This window comes from Nocardia sp. NPDC051052 (genome assembly GCF_044456045.1).
In the GTDB taxonomy this organism is placed as follows: domain Bacteria; phylum Actinomycetota; class Actinomycetes; order Mycobacteriales; family Mycobacteriaceae; genus Nocardia.
The window spans coordinates 561,042-583,823 of record NZ_JBITFL010000005.1 but is presented as its reverse complement, the minus strand read 5'-3'; the positions used below and the strand labels follow the sequence as shown (position 1 = coordinate 583,823).

Annotated in this window: 20 protein-coding genes; 11 read left to right on the top strand and 9 right to left on the bottom strand. The window is 66.8% G+C overall.

The features are described 5' to 3' along the window. The first annotated feature begins 4 nt into the window (after positions 1 to 4). Positions 5 to 979: an alpha/beta hydrolase gene (locus ACIBCN_RS20440; RefSeq protein ID WP_396993151.1), complete on the top strand. Its 975-nt coding sequence runs from the start codon at positions 5 to 7 to the stop codon at positions 977 to 979. 69 nt (positions 980 to 1,048) lie between these two features. Then, positions 1,049 to 1,939, top strand: a complete 891-nt coding sequence (locus ACIBCN_RS20435) for a LysR family transcriptional regulator (protein ID WP_396993150.1) — start codon at positions 1,049 to 1,051, stop codon at positions 1,937 to 1,939. On the opposite strand, the gene ACIBCN_RS20430 is transcribed toward ACIBCN_RS20435, so the two are convergent. From ACIBCN_RS20430 to ACIBCN_RS20420, 3 genes are all read right to left on the bottom strand, one after another. Next, positions 1,936 to 2,667 carry an SDR family NAD(P)-dependent oxidoreductase gene (locus ACIBCN_RS20430; RefSeq protein ID WP_396993149.1) on the bottom strand — a complete coding sequence of 244 codons (732 nt, stop codon included), beginning with the start codon at positions 2,665 to 2,667 and terminating at the stop codon, positions 1,936 to 1,938. The genes ACIBCN_RS20435 and ACIBCN_RS20430 overlap by 4 nt on opposite strands. Before the next feature lie 41 nt (positions 2,668 to 2,708). Beyond that, on the bottom strand, positions 2,709 to 3,497 hold the full coding sequence (locus ACIBCN_RS20425; RefSeq protein WP_396993148.1) for an oxidoreductase: 789 nt from the start codon (positions 3,495 to 3,497) through the stop codon (positions 2,709 to 2,711). Positions 3,498 to 3,733: 236 nt separating this feature from the next. Beyond that, positions 3,734 to 4,564, bottom strand: a complete 831-nt coding sequence (locus tag ACIBCN_RS20420) for an alpha/beta hydrolase family esterase (protein ID WP_396993147.1) — start codon at positions 4,562 to 4,564, stop codon at positions 3,734 to 3,736. A 300-nt stretch (positions 4,565 to 4,864) separates the two neighbouring features. On the opposite strand from ACIBCN_RS20420, the gene ACIBCN_RS20415 reads away from it, so the two are divergent. Continuing rightward, positions 4,865 to 5,707, top strand: a complete 843-nt coding sequence (locus ACIBCN_RS20415; protein ID WP_396993146.1) for a hypothetical protein — start codon at positions 4,865 to 4,867, stop codon at positions 5,705 to 5,707. On the opposite strand, the gene ACIBCN_RS20410 is transcribed toward ACIBCN_RS20415, so the two are convergent. Beyond that, positions 5,684 to 6,667, bottom strand: coding sequence for a helix-turn-helix domain-containing protein (locus ACIBCN_RS20410; RefSeq protein WP_396993318.1), 984 nt, complete (start codon positions 6,665 to 6,667; stop codon positions 5,684 to 5,686). The genes ACIBCN_RS20415 and ACIBCN_RS20410 overlap by 24 nt on opposite strands. A 224-nt stretch (positions 6,668 to 6,891) precedes the next feature. Here ACIBCN_RS20410 and ACIBCN_RS20405 point away from each other — a divergent pair, with 224 nt between their 5' ends. Then, positions 6,892 to 8,145 (top strand): cytochrome P450, encoded by a 1,254-nt coding sequence (locus ACIBCN_RS20405; protein ID WP_396993145.1) that lies wholly within the window; start codon positions 6,892 to 6,894, stop codon positions 8,143 to 8,145. 36 nt (positions 8,146 to 8,181) lie between these two features. Here ACIBCN_RS20405 and ACIBCN_RS20400 read toward each other — a convergent pair whose 3' ends face one another. Beyond that, entirely contained in the window at positions 8,182 to 8,826 is a 645-nt protein-coding gene (locus ACIBCN_RS20400; RefSeq protein ID WP_396993144.1) for a dihydrofolate reductase family protein, read from the bottom strand. Between the two features lie 147 nt (positions 8,827 to 8,973). On the opposite strand from ACIBCN_RS20400, the gene ACIBCN_RS20395 reads away from it, so the two are divergent. The 3 genes from ACIBCN_RS20395 (at position 8,974) to ACIBCN_RS20385 (ending at position 11,692) form a co-directional block, all read left to right on the top strand. Continuing rightward, positions 8,974 to 9,180: a hypothetical protein gene (locus ACIBCN_RS20395; RefSeq protein ID WP_396993143.1), complete on the top strand. Its 207-nt coding sequence runs from the start codon at positions 8,974 to 8,976 to the stop codon at positions 9,178 to 9,180. Between the two features lie 24 nt (positions 9,181 to 9,204). After that, complete coding sequence (locus tag ACIBCN_RS20390) at positions 9,205 to 10,341, top strand: hypothetical protein (RefSeq protein ID WP_396993142.1); 1,137 nt, start codon at positions 9,205 to 9,207, stop codon at positions 10,339 to 10,341. Positions 10,342 to 10,507: 166 nt separating this feature from the next. Further along, positions 10,508 to 11,692 carry an alanine--tRNA ligase-related protein gene (locus ACIBCN_RS20385; protein ID WP_396993141.1) on the top strand — a complete coding sequence of 395 codons (1,185 nt, stop codon included), beginning with the start codon at positions 10,508 to 10,510 and terminating at the stop codon, positions 11,690 to 11,692. 13 nt (positions 11,693 to 11,705) lie between these two features. Here the strand turns inward: ACIBCN_RS20385 and ACIBCN_RS20380 are convergent, their stop codons facing one another. Both ACIBCN_RS20380 and ACIBCN_RS20375 read right to left on the bottom strand, forming a co-directional pair. After that, positions 11,706 to 11,975, bottom strand: coding sequence for a dihydrofolate reductase family protein (locus ACIBCN_RS20380; RefSeq protein WP_396993317.1), 270 nt, complete (start codon positions 11,973 to 11,975; stop codon positions 11,706 to 11,708). 63 nt (positions 11,976 to 12,038) lie between these two features. Continuing rightward, positions 12,039 to 14,225 carry a 2Fe-2S iron-sulfur cluster-binding protein gene (locus tag ACIBCN_RS20375; protein WP_396993140.1) on the bottom strand — a complete coding sequence of 729 codons (2,187 nt, stop codon included), beginning with the start codon at positions 14,223 to 14,225 and terminating at the stop codon, positions 12,039 to 12,041. Positions 14,226 to 14,291: 66 nt separating this feature from the next. Between ACIBCN_RS20375 and ACIBCN_RS20370 the strand changes: the two genes are divergently transcribed. Further along, complete coding sequence (locus ACIBCN_RS20370) at positions 14,292 to 14,912, top strand: TetR/AcrR family transcriptional regulator (protein ID WP_396993139.1); 621 nt, start codon at positions 14,292 to 14,294, stop codon at positions 14,910 to 14,912. 51 nt (positions 14,913 to 14,963) lie between these two features. Here ACIBCN_RS20370 and ACIBCN_RS20365 read toward each other — a convergent pair whose 3' ends face one another. Beyond that, entirely contained in the window at positions 14,964 to 15,902 is a 939-nt protein-coding gene (locus tag ACIBCN_RS20365; RefSeq protein ID WP_396993138.1) for an NADP-dependent oxidoreductase, read from the bottom strand. Between ACIBCN_RS20365 and ACIBCN_RS20360 the strand changes: the two genes are divergently transcribed. After that, complete coding sequence (locus ACIBCN_RS20360; protein WP_396993137.1) at positions 15,894 to 16,154, top strand: winged helix-turn-helix transcriptional regulator; 261 nt, start codon at positions 15,894 to 15,896, stop codon at positions 16,152 to 16,154. The genes ACIBCN_RS20365 and ACIBCN_RS20360 overlap by 9 nt on opposite strands. Positions 16,155 to 16,180: 26 nt before the next feature. Here ACIBCN_RS20360 and ACIBCN_RS20355 read toward each other — a convergent pair whose 3' ends face one another. Continuing rightward, a complete protein-coding gene (locus ACIBCN_RS20355) occupies positions 16,181 to 16,933 on the bottom strand; it encodes a transporter substrate-binding domain-containing protein (protein ID WP_396993136.1) in 753 nt (250 codons plus the stop codon). 511 nt (positions 16,934 to 17,444) lie between these two features. Here ACIBCN_RS20355 and ACIBCN_RS20350 point away from each other — a divergent pair. Further along, on the top strand, positions 17,445 to 21,392 hold the full coding sequence (locus ACIBCN_RS20350) for a hypothetical protein (RefSeq protein ID WP_396993135.1): 3,948 nt from the start codon (positions 17,445 to 17,447) through the stop codon (positions 21,390 to 21,392). A gap of 50 nt (positions 21,393 to 21,442) precedes the next feature. Beyond that, entirely contained in the window at positions 21,443 to 22,768 is a 1,326-nt protein-coding gene (locus ACIBCN_RS20345; RefSeq protein ID WP_396993134.1) for a bifunctional folylpolyglutamate synthase/dihydrofolate synthase, read from the top strand. Positions 22,769 to 22,782 lie beyond the last annotated feature (14 nt).

The following is a 22,782-nucleotide window of genomic DNA, read 5'->3' as shown; positions in this document are numbered from 1 at the left end:
AGACATGCAAGAGGATTCGGAACGGACGAAGGTTCGCTTCAGCAGCGAGGATTCGGAACGGACGAAGGTTCGCTTCAGCAGCGGCGACACCGAGTGCGTCGGCTGGCACTATCCCGGCAGCAACGGCGCCTGCGTGGTCATGTCGGCCGGTGGTGCGGTCACCAAAGAGCCTGGTACAGACCGGTTCGCCCGCCGGTTCCACGCCGCGGGGTTCACCGTGCTCGCGTTCGACTACCGGCATCTCGGGGAGAGCGGCGGGACACCGCGCCAGGTCGTCCGAATACACGAGCAGCTCGTCGACCTGGAGGCCGCGATCGCCTACGCCGCGACGCTGCCGGACGTGGCCGCACACCGCATCGCGATCTGGGGGTTCTCCCTCTCGGGCGGTCACGTCTGGCGCGCGGCAGCCCGGAATCCGCGGCTCGGCGCGGCGATCGCGCAGACACCACTCACCGATGGATTGGTCGCGGCCGCTATGTCGGGACGTCATCAGCGGCCGCTCGCCATGCTGCGTTTCCTGAGCCGCGGCATCGTCGACGCACTCGGCGGACTGTTCGGACGACGACCACTGCTGGTGCCGCTCGCCGGAGCGCCGGGCACGGTCGCCATGCTCACCACGCCGGACAGTCGCGACGGCGACCGAGCGCTCAACCCGGGCAACAGGTATCCGGAGTGGCAGCAGGTCATCGCCGCACGCACCGGACTCCGGATCTCCCTGTACCGGCCCGGCCGCCACGCCGCTCGCATCACCTGCCCGCTGCTCGTACTCGTGGGCGACCAGGATCAGACCGCGCCGCCGGAACCCTCGGTGCGGGCCGCGCGCCGGGCAGCTCGGGCGGAGGTGGTTCGCCTGCCGGGCGGCCATTACGCACCGTTTCTCGACGCGCACGAACAGGCCGTCGACGCCGAGCTGTCCTTTTTGCAGCGGCAGTTGCTCGGTTCAGTGGGGGTGCCGGAGAACGGGGCGCGCGTGGAGTAAACGTGCCGCGTCTCGTGTTGTAGCGCTTGTCACTAACCGCGGTCCACCGCACGGAGGGAACGGGAGCCGATGAGCCTTCGTCAGTACGAGTACGCCCTGGCCGTCGCCGAGGCGGGCTCGGTGACGGCGGCCGCGGAGCTGCTGCACGTCGCGCAACCGTCGATGTCCCAGCAGATCCGCGGCCTGGAACGGGAACTCGGCGTGCAGCTGTTCGATCGCACGCCGACCGGGCTGGTGCCAACCACGGTCGGCCACGCGTTCCTGCGCGAGGCGGAGATCGCGGTGAGCGCGTCGCGGCGGGCACGGGCGACGGCGCGGGCCGGTGCCGACGAGCTGGTCGGCGAACTGGTGGTCGCGGCGCAGCTCGGGTTCGGCGCCCGGCAGCTGCCCGGTGCGCTCAGCGCGCTGCGTCGCCGCTTCCCGCGGCTGGAGGTCACCGTCTTCGAGGAGCCGAGTTCGTCCGAGCTGGATCGGCTGTGTCGTCGGGGCCTGCTCGACCTCGCGCTGATGGCGGAGTGCGAGCGGACCCCCGACGACGCCCACCACCTCGGCGACGAGGAGTTCGTGGTGGTGCTGGGCGCCGGACACCGACTGCTCGCCGCGGACCGAGTCGAGCTGCGCGAACTGGCGGGCGAGCCGTGGGTGCGGTTCGACCGGGACAGCGCGCTCGACCGCGTGCTGCTGAAGGTGTTGCGGGACAACGAGTTGACCCCGAGCACGGCTGCGCGCGTATCCCAGACGGCGACCGCCGTGCGCTGGGCCGCGCAGGGGTTGGGGGTGACGCTCGTCCCGTCCTCCGCGGTGCCGCCCAGTCACGAGCACCTCGTGCGGCCGGTGTCCCCGGCCGTGACCCAGCCCGTCATCGCCGTGGTCCGGTCCACGGTGGGCGCGGCGGAGGCAGCCCTGCTCGCACAGCTGCGTCAGGAGAGCTGGTCCCAGTCTTTCGCACCGGCGTCCTAGAAGACGGCGCCGCCCGCGTCGACGTGGATCGTGGCGCCGGTGATGTAGCTGGCCCGCGGCGAGGCGAGGAAGTAGATCGCCTCGGCGATCTCGCGTGCCGCGGCGGTCCGGGTCAGCCCCAAATCCTTTGCCACGCCCTCGTTTCCGTCCTCGCCCCACTCCGCAACCACGCCTTCGGTGCGGGTCGGACCGGGCGCGACATTGTTGACCCGCACGCCACCCTCGGCGAACTCCTTCGCCCACGTGCGGGTCAACGAGGACAGCGCGGCTTTGGACGCGCTGTAGGCCGAGGCGCCGGGGAAGCCTTTGAACGCCGCAAGCGAGGTGACGTTCACGATGCTGCCGGCACCCTGCTCGAGCATGTGCGGTACGAGCGTGGCGACCAGGAAATAGGCGCCGCGCACATTGGTGTCGAAGATCCGTTCGTAGTCCCGCAGGCTCTGTTCGACGGTGAGTGCGGTGGGGAAGGCGCCCGCGTTGTTGACCAGAATGTCGACCGGGCCGCTCTGGCGGCTCAGTTCGGCGACCGAGTCCAAGTCGGCCAAGTCGGCCGGGATGAATCGGACCGCGCCGTCCTCTTGGGCGGCGTGCTCCGCGTTCTTGCCGCGGACGACGTCGCGACCGGTGATGACAACGTCGGCTCCCGCGCGGGCCAGCAGTCGAGCGGTCGCCAGACCGATACCAGAAGTGCCGCCGGTGACCAGTGCCGTCTTGCCCTGCAATTCCATGTCCTGTGACCTTTCGTGATGCCTGAGTGTGGGAATGACTTTCAGCCCCTGGGGAATTCGCCGCCGTCGACGAAGAGATTGCTTCCGGTCAGCCAGCTCGCCCGATCGGACGCGAGGAACAGCACCGCGTTGGCGATGTCGTCGGGCTGACCGTCGCGCCCCAGCGGCGTGGTGCTGCCGGTCGGGCTCGGCGCCGCGGCGTCGTTCTCGCCCGGCGCCACGCGCGCCCACAGTTCCCGCGTTTCCTCGCCACCAGGGGTGGCGGTTTTGCCAGGAGATACCGTGTTGACCCGGACGCCGAACGGGGCCAGCTCCAAAGCCATTCCGCGGCTGTAGGATTCCAGCGCCGCCTTCGCCGCCACGTAGTGCAGGAACTGCGGCGACGCGGTGGGCACCGCGGCCGAGGAGACGTGCACGATCATCCCCTGGCGGCGTTCCCGCATCGCCGGTACCAGCAGCGAATCCAGCCGCACCGATGCCAGGAAATTCAAGTCCAAAGCCTCCTGCCACACCTCATCCGGGATGTCCGACGCGCCCTTGTACGGTTGCGCCCCACCCGCGTTGTGCACCAGGACATCCACCCCACCGAGCACCTCCCGCGCGGTCGCGGCGATCGCCTCCGCGCCGGCCCGTGTCCGCACGTCGGCCTGCACAAAAGCGGCGCCCTCCGGCACCGTGCTCGTCGCCGACCTGGCGGTCGTGAGCACCTCGGCACCCGCGTCCAGAAGTTGGCGCACGATGGCCGCGCCGATGCCGCGCGAACCCCCCGTGACCAGGGCCCGCTTCCCCGCGAATTCCCGTGTTCCCGAGCCGTTTCCGATCGTGGTCATGCCACCGGTCCTTTCGATTGCGTGATAGTCGGCCCGACGGAAAATGGACGTGCGTGAAGCGCGAATCTTCGGAGAATCGCGGTGCGCACTTCGTCGAGCTGTTTCACGGTACGTCCGGAAAAGAGCGGGAGGCAAAGACGAAATTGCAGTAGGCGGCATAGGAGATCCCTATGCCCCGCCAACTTCACCTATCGAGATACGTAAACCCTTGCTGAACAAGCAAATAGATTTTGAATTTACTTATTACCGTTGGCCTCGCCGATTTCGAAGAACTGGGCGATCACGTCTGCGGCGACCAGCCCGTTGCCTACCGTGGTATTCGGCAGGAATAGACGCCCGACGGGGCCGGGGATTTCGTGGCGGCCACCGACGACTGTGTAGCCGGTGACGGGTTGGCGTCCGGGCTGGTGGTAGTCGGTGCGACCAGCCCATCCGCTGGTGGTGCGAATCCAGTGGAAGGTCGGCGGTGTTTCGATGCCGTTGCGGGCGGCGAACCACCGCAGCGTGTCGGGGGCCGACAGGTGTGGTCCTTTTCCGAAGAATGCGCGGTCATTGGCGGGCGAGGTGCGTAATCCGACTATTCCGCCGCGCCACAGGGCGAGCGGATCAGCGGTGCCGTGGAAGGTGAGCACCGGTACGTGCACCGGCGGTCGGTCGCCGCACACGCGGTTGCTCGGCGCGGGCAGCGTGCTCGAGATCAGCGCGGCTCCGGCAAGCAGTTCGGGTGCGTCACACAGCAACCGGATCGCCATTTGTCCGCCGAGTGAGAATCCGACGACGAACACGCGCCGGGGGTTCAGCGACCAGGTCGCGACGAGGTGTTCGATCAACGCGCGAAGGAATCCGACATCATCGACACGCTTGACGCGGCGCGACAGCATCACCGCCTTGCGTGCCGAGTTCCATTCGCGCGCAAAACCATCGGGATAAACGACGACCGCGCCTCGGTGGGCAAAACTGTCGAACGATCCGCCAGCGTATCGACGGCGCACCGCGTCCCCCGAATCCCGGAACCCGTGCAGTACGAGCACCAACGGCGCGCCATCGCGCACAGTGTGCGGACGCACCAGTGTGTACGTGCGGCGTTGCTGATGCGCCAAGATTCCGCGAGTAACGAGAACATCTGCCTGACGCGAGCGCTTCCACACAACAACCGAGTGTGGTCACCGAGACGCTGATACGCCAGCATCGACACGCGCCGTACTCTGCGGCACGGGCCCGCCCGATGCGAGTGAGGTGCGCGCATGACCTCAAGGCGCCGGCGCAGCCCGGTGACCTGGCTCCATCTGCGGGTATGACGTCGGCGTTCCATTCGGTTGGCGCGGTTGTTCAAGTGCGGGCCGGGGTGGGTTTCCTAAGGTGTTTTCATGAGTCCCATCAGTAGCTCGGTGTTTCCGGTCCAGTGCGATATTCGGATACGGCAGGGCGATCTCGGTCGGGACGGGGCGGCGAGCACGGTGGGGGTGGCCCGGTGGTTGGAGGACGCTCGGATACGGGTGCGGACGCCTCGATTCGAGCGGCTCGTCGGTGCCGGCGGGTTCGGCCCGCACCAGATCATTCTTGTCAGTCAGAGTGCGGAAAGATTGGCAACCGTCTATCGCACCGACGCTGAGGTGCAGGTGCACACCGGAATTCGTCGTATCGGGCGTTCGTCGTTCACTTATGAACAAGCGGTGTTCGCCGGCGGCGAGCGGGTGGGTGGCGGCGGGGCCACGGTGTTGAATCTCGGTCCTGCGGGGCCGCTCGCTCTTCCGGAGGAGTTGATCGCGGATCTCACCGATTTGTCCGTCCCGGACTCGAGCGAGACGGCGACGACCCGTCCGGGCGCCGAGCGAGCGCAACGGGATCACTACGCGTTCTTCGCTCCGCTGCGCGCGCGGATCGGCGACGTCGACTCCAATCAGCACGTCAATTACCTCGCCCTCACCACCTGGTATGACGAGGCCGTCGCGGCGTTCACGACCGTGGCGATGGACGAGGACGGGCTGGTGCCCGATCTGTCGCCCTCGTCGTATCGAATCGACTACATCGGCGAGGTCACCTATCCCGGCGACTACGAGATCGGCGTTCGGGTCCGCTCTTTCGATGTCGACTCGGTGCGCTATGAGCTCGGAATCTTCGGCGGCGGCACATGTTTGGGCATCGCGGACGCCGTCGGCGCACGAGGCGTGCTTTCCCCGAAGTCGCTAGGACCCGGTGGTCCTCGCTGAGCGGGTGTATTCGACGGGCGTCTGGCCGTAGCGTTTTTTGAAGGCGCGGATGAAGTGGCTGCTGTCGGAGAATTGCCAGTGCGCGGCTAGCTCGGCGACGCTCGGCGGCCGGGGCCGGGTGGCGAGGGCGAGCCGGGCCTCTTCCAGTCTGCGGTGCCGGATGTAGCCGGTCACCGACTCACCCGCCATGGTGAAAGCCCGTTGCAGGGTGCGCACGGAGACGTGCAGTTCCCGGGCCAACAGCGCCGGAGACAGCTCGGGATCGGTGAGCAGGCGGTCCGCCGCTACCTTCGCCGCGTGGACGAGCGCGGGCCGCAGTTCGGGTTCGACGTCGTCGAACCGGCCCACCAGCACTGCTCTCGCCAGCTCGAGCAGGGCACCACGCGCGGCGTACACCCCTGCCGGGCCGAGGTCGGTCACGGTCGCGTGGACCATATTCGTATGGGCCAGCAGCAGGCGCATCTCGGCCGAGTCCGCCGATTCGGCGACGCTGCGGTTCCGGAGCCGTGGATCGAACGCGGCGGAGGGCAGCGTGAGGATCTGCACCGTGGTGTGTGGCGCCGCCCCGAAATGCAACGGCGGCCCGTGCCGCAGCAGGAATTGCCCGGCGGGCACCGTGTGTTCGGCGCGACCGGGTACGCCGCCCAACGACCAGATGCCGCGCCGCACCACGTACATCCGTACCTGATCGGCATAGCCGTACGGGGTGCCTGCCGTCCGGATCATGGACGCGCTGTCGAGATCGGTGATCGCCACATCGCGCACCTTCGCCACCCGGCTCCGGACCCGGAAATCACCGGTCGTGGCCTGACTGAAAGTGGGCAGCGGGAAGGCGTCGCCGACCTGCGTCTGCCACCCGTGCCGGAAGTTGTCGAAACCGCGCGAAACAGCGCCCGCGGCGGTGGAGTCCAGGGAAAACCCTCCGCGCGAGTCGCCGGCCTCTGCTCCAGTACTGTCCATCACCTGCCGATCCACTCCGTGTTCGCTGCTCAAAGCCTATTTTGGCACTCGCCCCAGTTCAAGCCCACCTGAAGTCGAGGCTCCTGGCGATGCGGTGGAGATCATGGCGTGCGGATTCCATCCAGATGGCGCGGCGGTGCACTCGCGCACGGTGCCGACCTTCCTAGGCTTCGAAGGTAGCCCGATCAGCCGATTGCGGCATTTGTACGCGGACGAGGACGCTTGTGAGCCAACAGAATTCGGACGCCTCCCTGATCGACCATGACCCAATTGTGCTGGACACCACCGGTATCGACATCCAAGGCGAGTCGGCCCGGATCCGCCGACGCGGGCCGATCGCCCGGACCGTACTGCCCGGCGGCGTTCTCGCCTGGTCGGTCACCGACGCCACCGTGCTCCGCCGACTGCTGACCGACTCGCGGGTGTCCAAGGACGCGCGGCAGCACTGGACGGCATTCACCACGGGAAAGATCCCCGCGGATTGGCCGTTGCGCTCGTGGGTCGGCGTCAACAACATGTTCACCGCCTACGGACCCCAGCACCGGCGACTGCGAAAGCTGGTGGCCCCGGCGTTCACGCACCGCCGCACGATGGCGATCCGGCCGCGGATCGAAGCGATCACCGCCGACCTGCTCGACCAGCTGTCGGCGACCCCACCCGGCACAGTGGTCGATCTGCGACAGCGGTTCGCCTACCCGGTGCCGATTCGCGTGATCAGCGAATTGATCGGCGTCCCAGATCATTTGGCCGCCCCGCTGCACGCCTGCGTGGATCGTTTCTTCGACACCTCGGACACGCGCAAAGATCCGCCGGCCAACTACCTCGAAATGCACGGGCTGGTCAGCGAACTCGTCGCCTACCGCAGAACCGAACCGGGCGACGACATCACCAGCCTGCTGACCGCCAGCTACGACGAAGACGGCACTCGGATGACCGAGAAGGAACTCGTCGACACCCTCATGCTGATCATCAGCGCCGGGCACGAGACCACCGTAAACCTGCTCGACCAAGCGATTTTCGCGCTGCTGACCCATCCGTTGCAGCGGGCTGGCCTGCTCGACGGAACGTTGGATTGGACCGGCGTGGTGGAGGAGACGCTGCGCTATCAGGCGCCGCTCGCGCACCTGCCGCTACGGTTCGCGGTCGAGGATCTCGACATCGACGGCGTGCGCATTCCGCAGGGCGACGCGATCCTCGCCTCCTACGCCGCGGCCGGGCGCGACCCCCGGGTCCACGGGCCCACCGCCGACGATTTCGATGTGCACCGCGGCACCAAAGACCAGCACCTCGCGTTCGGGCATGGTGTCCACCACTGCCTCGGCGCGCCGCTGGCCCGGCTCGAAGCGCAGGTCGCGCTGCCCGCCCTGTTCGCGCGCTTCCCGGAGCTGCGCCTAGCGGCCGATCCGACCGAGTTGCGGCCGGTGCGCAGCTTCATCTCCAACGGGCATTCCCGACTGCCGGTCTACTGCACCGGCTGAATCGATCACGTTGGGTAACAACGGGTTTCGTGCCGGTCAGCGACGCCAGAACAGATGGTGCGTCACCCCGCTCGGGCTGGGGACCCGCTCCAGATGAAAGCGGTCCGCGAGTTCGTCCGGGCTGGTCCACAGCCTTTCCCCGGCACCGAGTTCGACCGGCGCGACGGCGATGTGCAGCTGATCGATCAGGTCCGCGGCGAGGAACTCACGGACTGTGGCGACCCCACCGCCGATACGGACATCCTTGCCGTCGGCAGCCTCGAATGCCCGTGCCAACGCCTCCTTCGGCGATGCGTCGAGGAAATGAAAAGTGGTTTCACCCAGGGTGATCGAGGGCCGCAGATGGTGGGTGAGGACGAAAACGGGTGTCCGGAACGGCGGTTCGTCGCCCCACCACCCCTGCCAGTCACAGTTCTCCCACGGCCCGCGCTGTGGACCGAACTTGTTGCGCCCCATGATTTCAGCGCCGATATTGTTCCGAAAGTCGCGGGTGAAGTAGTCGTCGAGTCCATAGCTTCCGCCCGGGTCGGTCCGATTCGGCCAATGCGCGGTGCGGCCACACCAAGCGAACAACGCACTCGCATCCGCGTCCCCGAACAGCCGCTCAAAGGTCTGCCCGACGCCGGCGCCGTATCCGTCGCTGGAGATATTGAAGTTCTGAACCCGAACCAACTGTGACATCGAAACCCTTTCCGGTTGCACTCTGCAATCGGTTGGAGATTACCCATCCCCCTCCTGCGTGGCAATCAGTTTCCGACGATCTCGCACAGTCCGATGAGGCAGGAGAATCCGGTGGCTGTTGGGGCGCCGCAACTCTAGGGTCACCTCGTGCCCGAGCTCGAGAACGAAACGACCGCCCCGGAGTCCGCTGGCTCGTTGTGGGCGGAGCCGGGCACGTTGCGGGGAATGATCCAACGCGGGCGCGGCGCCTGCTACCCCGAGGCGCAGGCGGAGCCCGCGAAGGCGGGCGACCTCGTGGTCGACTGCATAGTTCACGACCCTCGATGGGACCATCAAGTCGAACAACGCCGTTGACTGTACGCGAGACTCGTCGCCGACTTGGGCGTCGAACTTCCCCGGTTACGCGCGGCATACCGCAGGCCGGCAGACCCGTACGGAGACTCCGACGCCTGGCTCGCCACCGGCGTTCTCGAACAGCTTGCCCGCCGTGGTGTCGATGGCGCGGTCACCGAACTGCGGCACTATCTGCGCTCAGGACGCGACTTCGACCAGGCGCTGGACACCCTGACCCCGTTCGTCGACCACCCCGAGGCCCACGGATTGCTCAACGAAATACTCGAGGTGGCCGACGACGAACAGCTGAGCTCCGCCCTCGTTCGGTGCGGACGGCTCCTCGATCCGTCCGCACCGCCGTGGCCGGACTGGCGGCGCGCGAGCGCCCGGATCGAGCGCGCCATCGAAGCGGCGGAGCACACCCTGGCGTCCCACGAACGACCAGCCCTCGATCGCGCCGCCAAGGCAGCGGCAGACCGCGAGCGGGTGCTGCGAGCCGCGGTCGAGGCGAACCTTGTCACCGCGGTATCGGCACCGGAGCTGACCGAAGACCGCTGGGCGGCAACGCTTCTACGTATCGCACCAAACCTACTCCAGGACAAGGAAACCCCGCGTTTCATTCAGATCGCAGTGCGCAGGGCGCTACGCGATCTCCCCGCACCGGATGTCTTGACCTGGGCGCGGACACACGCCACCTTCGACGACACCAGCGGGCGTACCGCCCTGTCTCTATTCGCCGATCACGCCGAAACATACGACGCCGCAAGGCTATTCGAGTTCCTGACCGAAGCCGTATCGCACGGCAACACCCACCTCCACGACCAATACGACCTTGTCCGCGCGCTCGGCCGTCTGAACCATGTCGCCGCCCACACGACAATCGACGCGATCTTCGACAACACGCCCTACTCGTACCTACGCATTCAGTGCGCGAAAGCGTTGAGTCGTCTAGCACCAGACTTCGCCGACAAGCGGGCCCCGGAATGCCTCGACGACTGCGAACCCGCGACCCGGGCGATCGGCATCGCGCACGCGAACACCGCGGTCCCCGCAACCCGCGAGCGCATCGGTCGCATCGCCGACGACCCGACCGAGGACGACGATAACCTGCGGGCCGCCGCGGCCGCTCTCCAGATAATCGGTCGCACTTCCTGCGGCCCGGGGGCTACCGTGCAGCCATGAAGGTCAATTCACGAATCGCTGCCGCGGCCGCACGAGCTTTCAGCTCGCCGGTCGCTGCCGCCTGACCTCTTTCCCACGCCGGCGACCGGAAACGGTCCGCTGGTGTGCGTCGGTCTCGCCATGCGCGGTCGCTTCCGGTCGAATTCACCTCGATGGAGCAACCACCATGATCACGACAGACCAAACCGTGCAGACTTTCCTCGACTTCTTTCGCGAGCGCGGGCATCAACGCACGCCGGGGGGATCGCTGATTCCCTCGCCGGGAGATCCGGTGCTGTTCACCACCTCCGGAATGCACCCGTTGACCCCTTATCTGCTGGGTCGGCCGCACCCGTTGGGGCAGCGGCTCACCAGCTTGCAGCGATGCCTGCGCACTACCGATCTCGACGAGGTCGGTGACGACACCCACCTCACCGTGTTCGAGATGCTCGGGTCCTGGTCACTGGGCGACTACGGCGGCCCGCAGAGCCTGCGTTGGGGATTCGAACTGCTGCGCGACGGCTTCGGCATCGACACGGGCCGGATGCACATCACGGTGTTCGGCGGGGACGAACAGGTCGAACCTGATTTCGAATCCTGGCGCACGTGGGAAGAGCTCGGCTTACCGGTCGAACCGACCACTGACGAGAACTGGTGGTCGAACGGCTCGAACGGGCTCTGCGGACCCGATTCCGAGATCTTCGTCTGGACGGGAAACGAAAAGCCGCAGGGCACACCGACATCCGATGATCGATGGGTGGAGGTGTGGAATCACGTCATGATGCGATACGTCCGGCATTCCGACGGCAGCCTCGAACCGATGCGCCGGCCCGGCATCGACACCGGCCTCGGCTTGGAACGGCTGGTGCGCATTCTGCGAAACACGCGGTCCGTCTTCGAGATCGACGTTTTCCAGCCCTGGCTGACCACCCTGCCCAGCATCTGGGGCCCGTTGAACGACCGGTCGCTGCGACTGCTGTCGGATCATTTGCGTTCCAGCATCGTCATCCTCGGCGACCGGGTCACACCATCCCCGTCCGGTCGCGGTCATGTACTCCGCCGCCTGATCCGCCGCACCCTGACCACGCTATGGCGCGACGATCCGACCCGCACTCTGTCCGACCTGCCGATCGAGCTGCTGGAACACACCCTCGGGCACTTCCGGCAATCCGTTCACCCACACAAGGTGCGCACCATCCTGCTCGACGAGGAACGCAAATTCGACCTGCTCCTCCAGCGGGGACGAAAGGTGCTGTCCCACACCCGCTTCACCGGGCCATTGACCGAGAACGACTACCACTACCTGCACGACACCCACGGCCTGCCCCGCGATCTCGTGGTGTACCTGAACACCGAAGCCGGTGTCAGCTGACCTTCCAGTCGCCTTACTTGTCGCCTGTCGTGTACACCAGTTCGAGGACTCCGGACGCGAAGGCGGCGCTTTTCACCAAGCGCAGGTTCACCGGCTGATCCAGCTCGGGGAACAGCGCCGCGCCCTTGCCCGTGGCCGCGGGCAGCACCCACAGCCGGTACTCGTCCACCACGCCGAGCTTGATCAGCGAGTGCATGAACTCGGTGCCGCCCGCGGCGACGAGATCTTTGCCGGGCTCGGCCTTGAGCTTGGCGATCTCCTCGGCGGTGTCACCGCTGGCGATCCGGGTCTCGGGCCAGTCGTCGGCGGATGCATCCGAAATTTATCGGTGCGGACAAGGCGGAATTCAGAGGTCGGTGATGTCGAGAGTGGTCTTCGACAGCGGGTGGCCCACACACGTCAAGATGTAGCCGTCGGCTTTCTGTTGCGGCGTAAGGCAATTCGGCTCGTTCTGCGCGACCTCGCCGCTGCGGAGCTTCAGCATGCAGTCGCCGCAGTTGCCGACCGTGCAGGAGTAGGGCATCGGCAGCCCGGCGGCGAGTCCTGCGTCGAGCAGCGTCTGGCCGGGCTCGACGACCACTGTGCCGACCGGGTGTCCGTCGTGCTCGACCGTCATCTCCTGCGGGGCGGTCGGCGCGGAGCCGGGATCCGTCCCGCTGATGTAGCGCTCGTGGTGCACCAGCTCGGGCGAAACCTCCAGACCGGTCAAAGCGCCGCGTACGGCCTCCATCAGCGGTTCGGGACCGCAAACGTAGTAGTGCGTGTCCGCGGCCGGGGACAAGCCGGTCACCCAGCGGCGCACGCCGTCCGGGTCGAGCCGTCCGTCTCGGCGGGTCAGGACGTGGGTGACCGCCAGCCGGTCGGGATTGTCGTTCGCCAGCCGCGCCAGCTGGTCGGCGAAGATGACCTCCTCCGCACAGCGGCTGCTGTAGAGCAGCGCGATCCGGGCGCGGGCCGTCGGATCGGCGAGCAGGGTACGGATCATGCTCATCATCGGCGTCACGCCGCTGCCCGCCGCGACCAGCACGAGCTGCGCCGGGAGCTGCGGCTCGAGGTGGAACGAGCCCGCCGGGCCGCGCACCGCGAGGCGATCCCCGATCCGGAGACCGCGGTGCACATGGGTCGAGAATCGGCCGCCCGCAACGTGTTTGACCGTCAACTCCAGACGGTCGCGGCCGGGCGCCGACGAAGCCGAGTAGGCCCGTCGCTCCTGGCGGCCGTCGATGTCGGCGACGAGGGTGAAGAACTGGCCGGGGTGGAAATCGAACGAACCCGGACTGTCGACGTCCGTCAGCACCAGGGTGACCGTGGTCGGCGTCTCCGTGCGAATCTCGGCGATCCGCACCTCTCGCAACGGGTTGTTCGTCGCGCTGTTGTCGGCAGGACGTCGGCGACCGGTCTCGATGTCCTCGTAGCCCTCCTTCTCCAGTCCCGAACGGTAAGCGCGGTTCATGATCAGCCGCACCAACCGGTTCATCCCCGGAATGGCCCCGATGGCCTTCAGCAAGAACGCGGGCGGACCCCCCTTCGCGGTTGTCGAATTGGCGGTGAGGTGTTTGCCCGCCAGCGCCATCAGGTCCGGCACCGCACCGCGATCGACGAGTGCGCCCGGCGTCCACAGCCGCGAGCGCACCACCGCGTCGCTGCCGAGCACCTCGGCATCCTCGACGTCGATGAGAAGCGCTGCCTGCGGGGCCATCCCGCGCAACGCCAGCGTTTCGAGCAGCGCGGGATCGTCGGTGATCGAACCCCGGCCGCGGACGTGCAGCACGCCACTGCGTCCCGGAACCAGCGCGGCGAACGAGAGCTGATCGTCCTGGAGCAGATTGTGCAGCGTGTCGGCGCGCTTGTTGCCCTTACGATCTGGGATGAGCAGCGTCCGGCCGTCGAGTATCCGCGCCACCGCCTGCCGATCCCCGCGCGGGCTGGTGTCACTCCCACCGGACGAATCCCACGAGGACAACGCGAGAAACGGTGCCGCGGCGAGGAATTCCGCGACGCCGGGCCGCACCAGCGGGCCGACACCCTCGACACCGACAGCCTGCGCCGCTGGGATGGGCGGCTGCCACAGGCGAGACCGCAGGACCGCCTGGGCGCAGTGCACGTACGCCTGCTCGATGTCGACGGTCGTCTGCACGCCCTTGCGCGCGGCCACCGATCCATTGACGCGCAGCACCTCCCCGATACCGGGCAATAGGAAGAAGAACGAGACCGGACCTTGTGGATCGCCGGCCCCGTTCAGCGAGAACGAGATTCGCGTCTCCGACTGCACTCGCACGAACCCTGGCGCGCCGCCGATGAAGGTCGTCCGGCTGACACCATCGACGTCCCGATAGCCGAAGGCCGCGATCGGACAGTGCGCGAGCACCGCCCGGCAGCCCTCGTCGAGCGCACCGAGCTCCTTGAGCATGATTATCGGCGCCGGACGTCCTACGGTTGCCTCGACCTGCGCCACGGTCGTGAGCCGGTGCAAGGCCCGCGAATTGCCGGTCACGTCTCCCGAGTCGGTGATGGACATGTTATCCCAGGTCATGACACTATTGTGAACAATTGCTCACCTTTTGGCTACTCGCTTTTACCGCTCACCTGGAGGTCCCGAATGCCGTCGGCCGGCCGCCGTCTCGACCCACGTCGCAAGCCCCGCCAGGTGCGCGCCGAGCTCACCCGCGAACGCATCCTCACCGCGGCTGCTCACATTTTCACCGAGCACGGCTACGCCGCGGGCACCACGAACCGCATCGCCGAACGCGCCCGCATCTCCATCGGCTCGCTGTACCAATACTTTCCGAACAAGGACGCCATCCTCGCCGAACTGCTGGTCCAGCACATCGACCGCGGCCGGTGGACCCAGGCCGACCAGCTCGACCTATCCCCCGGCAGCCTGCAGACGACGGTCCGGGCGCTGGTCCGCGATGCCATCGACAACCACCGCGACGACCCGAAGCTGCTGCGGATCATGATCGAGGAAGCGCCGCTGTCCCAGGAGCTACTCGACACCGTCGACCGGCACGGGCAGCTCCGCGTCGGTCAGCTGCGCGAACTACTCGCCCGGCACCCCGATGTGCGCGTGCGCGATCTCGACACCGCGGCGGAGCTGATCCTGTTCACGGTGGAGGTGAACACGCACAAGCTCATGGCCGATCCACGCGGCATCGCGATCGAGACGGTGGAGAACGAGTTGGTGGACATGGTGACCCGGTACCTGCGCGGAGATCAGTAGCGGCGCGGCCGGCCGCTTGATCGGGTCGGCCGACCGCGCGCCAAGTGGCAATCAGAGGGTGAGGACGAGCTTGCCCTGGAGGTGACCGGCGTCGAGCAGCCGGTGCGCGTCGGCGATGCGGTCGAACGGGAACGTCTCCTGCACGTGGACCCGGAGCTTGTCCTGCTCGACGAGGTCGACGAGACCTCGCAGGGCGACCGGATCGGGGTCGACGGCGACGCCGCTGAAGCGCATGCCTGCCGCCTCGTACCTGGCGGCGAGCTCCGGATCATCCTCGGCGACCGCGGTCACCAGGTGACCGCCGGGGCGGAGTACTTCGAGGGACCGTTCGACGGTGTCGCCGCCGATCGTATCGAGCACGAGGTCGATGTCGCGGACCGCCTCGGTGAAGTCGACCGCCGTGTAGTCGATCACCTCGTCGGCGCCGAAGTCCTCTACGAACTTTCGCTTGCTCGCGCTGACGGTCGTGATCACGTGCGCGCCAAACGCTTTCGCGATCTGGATCGCGACGTGGCCGACCCCGCCGCCACCGCCGTGCACCAGGACGCGGTCGCCCTCGGTCACGCCGCCGAGGTCGACGAGGCCCTGCCACGCCGTCAACCCGACAACCGGCAACGCCGACGCCTCGACGTGCGAGAGCGACGCAGGCTTGGGTGCCAGGTGCAACGCCGGCGCCGAAACGAACTCGGCGTACGCGCTCGCCGCCCGCGGGAACAGCGGCATCCCGAACACCTCGTCGCCGGGCCTGAACCGCCACGTCTGCGGCGCCCGCTCGACCACGCCACTGATGTCCCAGCCGAGGATGAACGGCGGCCGGCCGATCAGCGGGAACTCGCCGGCGCGCAAGCGCGCCTCCAGCGGGTTCAGCCCGATCGCCGCGACGCGGACGAGCACCTCGGTCGGGAGCGGCTGGGGCTCGGGCGCGTCCACGACGGTGAGTACCTCGGGACCGCCGAGCTTTACGGCCTCAGCGAGGGCCCGGTGCGGCACGGCGAGCTGGTCGAGCTGATCGGCGGCATCTCCCGCAAAATGCTGACCCAGACGCTCCGGCGACTCGAGGCGCACGGACTCGTCCGCCGCCACGCCTACGCCGAGGTGCCGCCCCGCGTCGAGTACGAACTCACCCCACTCGGAATGACGCTGATCGACCCGATCCACATGCTGACCGAGTGGGCGAGGGCAAACGGCGAAGCGGTGCTCGATGCCCTCGACACCGACCCTGCCGCCGATAGTCCAGCGTGAGCGGGCCTAAGTCCTTACTGCCATGCCTATTTGCTGACGTCGGTGCCGAAGTACTTCTCGGAAATCTTCGCCAGCGTGCCGTCTGCGCGCAGGGTGTTCAACGCCTTGTCGACGTCGGTCATCAGCGCGTCACCCTTGCGGGCCGCGAGCGCTTGCAGGCTGGCGGCGCCGGTTTTGCCCGCGATCCGCACGCTGGTATCGCCGGTCTTCTTGGTGTATTCGGCGACGGCTAGGTTGTCGTTGACGACGGCGTCGACGCGGCCGATCTTCAGCAGCTGGATGGCCTGCACAAAGCCTTCTACCGCTTCGATTTTCGCGCCCGCGTTCGTGGCGACCTTGGCCCAGGTGGTGGTGGCGGACTCTGCGCAGGTCTTGCCGTTGAGGTCGGCGAGCGAGGTGATGCCGTTGGTGTCCGTTCGGGTGACGATCACGCCCTCGGAGAAGGTGTACGGCTGCGACAGCGCGTATTTGACCTTGCGCTCGTCATTGACCGTCACCTGGTTGGCGATGAGGTCGAACCGTTTCGACTCGAGTCCGGCGAAGATCGCGTCCCACGGAATCTGCACGAATTCGACTTTCTTGCCGAGCTTTTCGGCGACCGCCTGGACTACCTCGATGTCGTATCCGGTGAGCTTGCCGTCCGAACCCTGGTAGCTGAAGGGGGAGTAAACCCCTTCGGTGCCGATCTTCAACACGTTCGGATCGCCACTGCCGCAGGCACTTAGCCCGCTAGCAGCGACGACGGTGAGCATGACGGCGGCAAACAGCTTGCGGCGCAAGGGACACCCTCTCTTCGGTGTGCGGACAGTAGATATGTCCACAGCCCGCGCAAAGCGACCCAGGCGCGACCTGCTCGACAGTATCCCCATCACGGTGCACCGAGTGCCGGTATGCGGAATTGGGCCTCGTTGGGCTCATCGGCACTTCGACAGTGTTGACAGAACGGCCTACCTGTTCTCGGCGCGGGCCGCACCCACGTCGGCTCCCCTCCGGGCGACGTGAGTTGGACACACACCTGTGTGGTTCGTACGTTCGTGGCAGTGCGTATCCCCCCGGTAAGCGCATACCGAACACCAGCGTCATCGACGGTCGGCGACCGGGCAAGCACTGCGGTCACTTTTCCCGCGATAACAGCTGGTCAAAGCCTGTTTCGGATGTTTCGAAAGCGAAGCGGGAGTAGCCCGGCACCAGCGGCGTCATTGCGCGGGGACAGGTCGGTCGACCAACTTGAATCCCCTGGTCAACCCATGTTTCATCTTTCGGAAACGAACGGGCGGGTACGGTACGCCCGTGGATACGGAAGCAACCGAGACCGCGGGCATGAACCCGCGTGAGGTCCTGGCCGAGTCCTTCGCACAGCTGTATACGGCCGCAGGCGAGCCGCCACTGGCCCGGCTGGCGGCCGAGGTGTCGGAGGTCCAGCGGCGCAGGTACCACGGGGCGGTCCCGATCAAAGTGACGGGTCCGAGGATCAGCGAGTGGCGCAACGGACGCCGGGTTCCGGCTCGGTTCGATGCTTTTCAGCTAGTGCTCGAGGTTCTCGTCAAGAACGCCCGCAGCAGGTCCGTCCCCGCGCCCCGGCCCGGGATGTACGAAATGCGGTGGTGGTCGCAGCGATGGGAGCACGCACGCTCCGCCACGTCCGCCGGTGGGGGCAACGACAAACCGGCTGACACCACTGTGCCGACGCCGTCGAAGTGTCCCTATTTGGGCCTCGCCCCCTACGAGATCGAGGACAGCGACCGATTCTTTGGTCGGGGTAAGCATATTTCCGAGCTGGTCGCGGTGACCAGAGCTGCCCTATCGCAGTCGTCCGACGGTGCGATCGTCAGCTTGATCGCGGCCTCCGGTGCCGGCAAGTCCTCCTTGCTGCGAGCGGGTCTGGTACCAGCGACCCAACAAGGCCTGCTGCGACTCGAGCCCGGGGAGACGTGGTCGACCATCCTGCTCGTACCGGGCCGAGATCCGCTCACGGCCCTCGGCGACCAGATCCAGCAGGCCCTCGATGCGACGGACCGGGTACTGGTCGTGGTCGACCAGCTCGAGGAAATCTTCACGCTGTGCACGGACGAGGACGAACGCGCCGCCTTCATCACGGCACTGGCGGCGGCATCGACTCCGAAGCCGGGCGACTCGACCGCCCGCTGTGCCGTCGTGGTCGGCGTGCGCGCCGACTTCTACTCGCACTGCCTCGGATATCCGGAACTCGCGAATTCGGTGCAGCGGCGGGCCATGGTCCTGCGGCCGATGAACCTCGGCGAACTCCGTGACGTGATCTTGTCGCCCGCACGGTCCGCCGGATTGCGAGTGGAACCCGCGCTGGTCGACATGATCCTGCACGACTTCGGCGCGGTCAGCGGAACCAAACAATCGCTGGCCACACCCGCCTCCATGCCGCTGCTGTCACATGTCCTTGCCGCCACCTGGCGACAACGGGAAAACGGAGTGCGGCTGACAGTCAAGGGTTATCGGAACGCAGGCGGCATCTCGGGCGCGGTCACCGTCACCGGCGAGCAGGCGTGGGCTCGGCTCGACGACGCGAGCAAGCTTGTGGCAGAAGATCTGCTGTTACGGCTGGTCCATGTCGGCGACGATGCCGCGGATACCCGTCGTCGCGTTCCCATCGATGAACTCATCAGTCATTCCAACGACCCGCGGGCCACCCGCGCGGCGTTGGAGGTGTTCACCGATGCCCGGCTGGTGACGATCGACGCGGAACTGGTCGAGTTCACGCACGAAGCGGTGATCACCTCATGGGACCGGCTACGGAAACTCATCGATGCCGACCGCAGCGGCAACATCGTGCGGCAACGTCTGGAAGAGGCCTCGAAGGAATGGGATTCGGCCGGACGGGACAAGCAGCTGCTTTACACCGGTCATCGCCTGGGCCAAGCCGTCGAGTGGAGCGAAGCGGCACGCTCGCGGCAGCAGCTGGCGGGACAGGCGAGCGAGTTCCTGTCCGCTTCGCAACGTCATCGGCAATGGGTTACCAGACTCAAAGTCGCCGCCATCGCAGCGCTGACGATCCTGATGATCGTCGCGACCACCTCGGCGACGTATGCCGTTCGGCAGGCCAGGGTTTCGGCGGAGCAACGGGACAACGCGATATTCACCTCGCTATTGGCCCAAGCCGACGACGTCCGGGCCAACGATCCCAATCTGGCCGCGAAGCTGATTCTGGTCGCCCACCAATTGCGCCCCGAGGACCCGCGGATCTATTCGCGCTTGCTGGCCGCGCAGAACTACCCGATGGCCGCGTCACTGCCCGGGCATACCGGTGCCGTGTACATGGTCGCGCACAGCCCGAATGGTCGAGTCTTGGCCTCGGCCAGTAATGACAGCACCGTACGACTATGGGACACCACTGATCCCGCCAACTACCGTCCGCTCGGTGCGCCGTTGCCCACCCAGCAGGGGTGGGTCAGTTCGGTCTCTTTCTCGAACGACGGTCAATTCCTCGCGGCCGGTACCGAGAGTGGCGTGATCTATCTGTGGAACGTGTCCGACCCGGCGCAGCCGCGGCCGATAGGCGCACCGATCGATGCGGGCTGCAGTTCGATCTTCACCGTTGCCTTCGACCCGCGCCTACCGATATTGGCCCTGGCCTGTCGGGATGCGACCATCCGGTTGTGGAGTATCAGCGAGCATCCGACGTTGTCCCGGGTGATCAGCGGCGCCAAGAACGCGGTGCGCACTCTCGCGTTCAGCCCTGACGGGCATCTCTTGGCCGCGGGCGGCAATGACACCACGATCAGCCTCTGGGACGTGACCGACCCGCTGACTCCTACCTCGCTCGGCCCGCCGCTGACCGGATTCACCGACATCAGCCATTCGGTGGCGTTCAGCCCGGACAGCCGTCTGCTGGCCGCCGGAAGCGATGATCACACGGTAAAGCTCTGGGACGTAACAGCTCCCGCGACGCCCGTGCTTGTTGGTCCGGCTCTGGCCAACCAGACGGGCCCGGTCTGGTCGGTGGCGTTCGGCCCGGATGGCACCCAGCTCGCCGTGGGTAGCTGGGACGGAACGATCAGCATCTGGGATGTGGCCAACCCGGCGGCACCGATTCCGGCAACAGAGCCGCTGGCCGACAACAGCGGTGTCAACAGTGTGTCCTTCGATCCGGTTCGGGGCATCCTGGCGTCCGGCAACCAAGACGGCATGGTGCGTATCTGGTCGCTGCCCAAGGCGCATATCGCGGACCAGCAGGCCGGGGTCGCGATGGCCGCGATCAGTCCCAATGGATTGCATCTCGCCTTGAAATCTCGCGAGGCGGGTGTCCTGAAATGGGACAGCCCGAACGGGTCGACGCAATGGCGGCGTGATCAGTACCCCATCCCCGGAAACAGCCCCATCTTGACCATGGCCGTGAACCCCCGCGGATCTGTGCTGGCCGAGGCCGCTTCCGGTAGCGGCAATATCACCCTCTGGAATCTGGCCGATGCGGCACGCGCACGCACGCCCGGCGCCATCCTGCCCACCCAGAGTAAGTACTTCACCGGGCTCGCCTTCGACAACAACGGCCTGCATCTCGTCGCCGGGGACACCGATCAGTCGATGACCATCTGGGATCTCACCGATCTGAGCCGACCGGTACCCCTCGGCAAGGTGTCGGCCGAGGGCGCCAGCTGGATCACCACCGCGATCTTCGATGCGGACGACCGCATGCTGGCCGCCGGAACGGCCGACGGCAGAATCTGGCTGTGGGACGTCAGCGACCCGGCCCACCCCAAGCAGCTCGGGCAACCGTTGACGGTCGGTTACCCCGCAGTGAGTGCCCTCGCGTTCGGCCGCCAAGGCCACCTGCTGGCCGCGGGCAGTCAAGATGGTTCGATTCAACTCTTCGATCTCGCTGATCCGGCTCATCCACTACGGCAGTCCACGCTGGCGCCAACAGGAGCACCCTCGGAAATATCCTCAGTGGCATTCAGCCCGGACGGTCGGATGCTGGCGGCGGCCAGCAATAACGCCGGAATCCAGCTGTGGGACACCGCGGATTCGGCCGAGGTCAGTGCCATCGGGCGTTCGATCGTGCCGGTCCGGCCAACCCGGTGGAACCTGCAGTTCGCGCCCGACGGTCGCAGCCTGGTGGCAGTGGGCCAGAACGGGGGCGCCTACTCCTGGGACCTGGACCCGGATACCGCGGTGGCAGGCATGTGCGCGGCGGCGCGGGCTACGTTGACTCGGCAATGGTGGGAGCACTACCTGCCTGCGGTGCCATTCCGGTCGGATGTGTGCTAGCCCTCACTACACGACCGCTGACCCCCGCTGGACCGCTATGGTCGTTCGATATGGCGACCGAGACAGACTGGTATCGAGAGCTGCTGGACATCGAGCACGGGCTGTTGTCCCGAGTGCCGGAATCCGCGCCGCAACCGAGTCTCGATCGAGTCAGCGCCCTCACCGATCTGATGGGCGGCACGCACCGGGCCTACCCGGTCGTGCATCTGACCGGGACGAACGGGAAGACGTCCACCAGCCGGATCACCGAAGCGGTGCTTCGGGCTCATGGATTGAAGACAGGCGGTTTCACGAGCCCGCACCTGCAATCACTGACCGAGCGGGTCACCATCGATGGTCAGCCGCTTTCGGCCGAACGTTTCGTGCGGACCTACCGCCGGGTGCAACCCTTCATCGAGCAGGTCGATCGCACGCAACCGCTGACAATGTCCTATTTCGAGGCGTTCATGGGCGTGGTGTTCGCCGCTCTGGCGGAAGCGCGAATCGACGTGGGGGTTATCGAGGTCGGGCTCGGCGGTGCCTGGGATGCTACGAACGTCGTGGATTCGGTGGTCTCGGTCATCACCCCGATCGATCTGGATCACCAGAAGTTTTTGGGCTCCACCCCCGCCGAGATCGCCACGGAGAAGGCCGGGATCATCAAACCGGACAGCACCGTCGTGATCGCCCGCCAGCTCGATGAGGTGCGGCCCGTGCTGTCCGCTCGGGTGGCCGAAGTCGGCGCGACCGCATGGTGGGAGGACAGGGATTTCGCCGTTGCAGCCCGCACCGCCACCGACTTCGGGCAGGTACTCGACGTGCGGCTGCCGTCAGGCAGCACGTTCGGCGAACTAGAACTGCCGTTGCACGGCCCGCACCAGGCGCAGAATGCCGCGGTCGCCTTGGCCGCCGCCGAGGCTTTTCTTCGGCCGAAAACAGAACTCGACCTCGACCTCGTTCGGGCGGGGATAGCGTCGGTGACCTCACCCGGTCGGCTGGAGGTGGTCGGCTCGACACCGTTGACCGTGCTGGACGCCGCGCACAACCCGGCGGGAGCGCGCACTACCGCGCGAGCACTGGCCGACGCGTTTCCCGGCATCCACTTCGTCGGCGTCGTTTCCATCATGGGAGACAAGGACGTCGCAGGCATTCTGCGCGCGCTGGAGCCGGTGTTGGACAGCATCGTCGTCAGCGTGAACGCCAGCGCGAGGGCACTGCCTGCCGCCGACCTCGCCGTCATCGCCACGCAGATCTTCGGTAAGCAGCGCGTGCACACCGAAGCGACACTGGACCGCGCGATCGCGGCCGCGCAACAGCTTTGCCCGGCAACCGATGGCGGCGTGCTGATCACCGGATCGATCGTCACAGCGGGCGAGGCCAGAACCCTGTTGATCTGATCGCGCGATCGCTG

What these genes read in the sequence shown, in the direction of transcription:
- ACIBCN_RS20440 (WP_396993151.1), top strand. Translation starts at nt 5, where the DNA reads ATGCAAGAGGATTCGGAACGGACGAAGGTTCGCTTCAGCAGCGAGGAT.
- ACIBCN_RS20435 (WP_396993150.1), top strand. Translation starts at nt 1,049, where the DNA reads ATGAGCCTTCGTCAGTACGAGTACGCCCTGGCCGTCGCCGAGGCGGGC.
- ACIBCN_RS20430 (WP_396993149.1), bottom strand. Translation starts at nt 2,667, where the DNA reads ATGGAATTGCAGGGCAAGACGGCACTGGTCACCGGCGGCACTTCTGGT.
- ACIBCN_RS20425 (WP_396993148.1), bottom strand. Translation starts at nt 3,497, where the DNA reads ATGACCACGATCGGAAACGGCTCGGGAACACGGGAATTCGCGGGGAAG.
- ACIBCN_RS20415 (WP_396993146.1), top strand. Translation starts at nt 4,865, where the DNA reads ATGAGTCCCATCAGTAGCTCGGTGTTTCCGGTCCAGTGCGATATTCGG.
- ACIBCN_RS20410 (WP_396993318.1), bottom strand. Translation starts at nt 6,667, where the DNA reads ATGGACAGTACTGGAGCAGAGGCCGGCGACTCGCGCGGAGGGTTTTCC.
- ACIBCN_RS20400 (WP_396993144.1), bottom strand. Translation starts at nt 8,826, where the DNA reads ATGTCACAGTTGGTTCGGGTTCAGAACTTCAATATCTCCAGCGACGGA.
- ACIBCN_RS20385 (WP_396993141.1), top strand. Translation starts at nt 10,508, where the DNA reads ATGATCACGACAGACCAAACCGTGCAGACTTTCCTCGACTTCTTTCGC.
- ACIBCN_RS20375 (WP_396993140.1), bottom strand. Translation starts at nt 14,225, where the DNA reads ATGACCTGGGATAACATGTCCATCACCGACTCGGGAGACGTGACCGGC.
- ACIBCN_RS20370 (WP_396993139.1), top strand. Translation starts at nt 14,292, where the DNA reads ATGCCGTCGGCCGGCCGCCGTCTCGACCCACGTCGCAAGCCCCGCCAG.
- ACIBCN_RS20345 (WP_396993134.1), top strand. Translation starts at nt 21,443, where the DNA reads ATGGCGACCGAGACAGACTGGTATCGAGAGCTGCTGGACATCGAGCAC.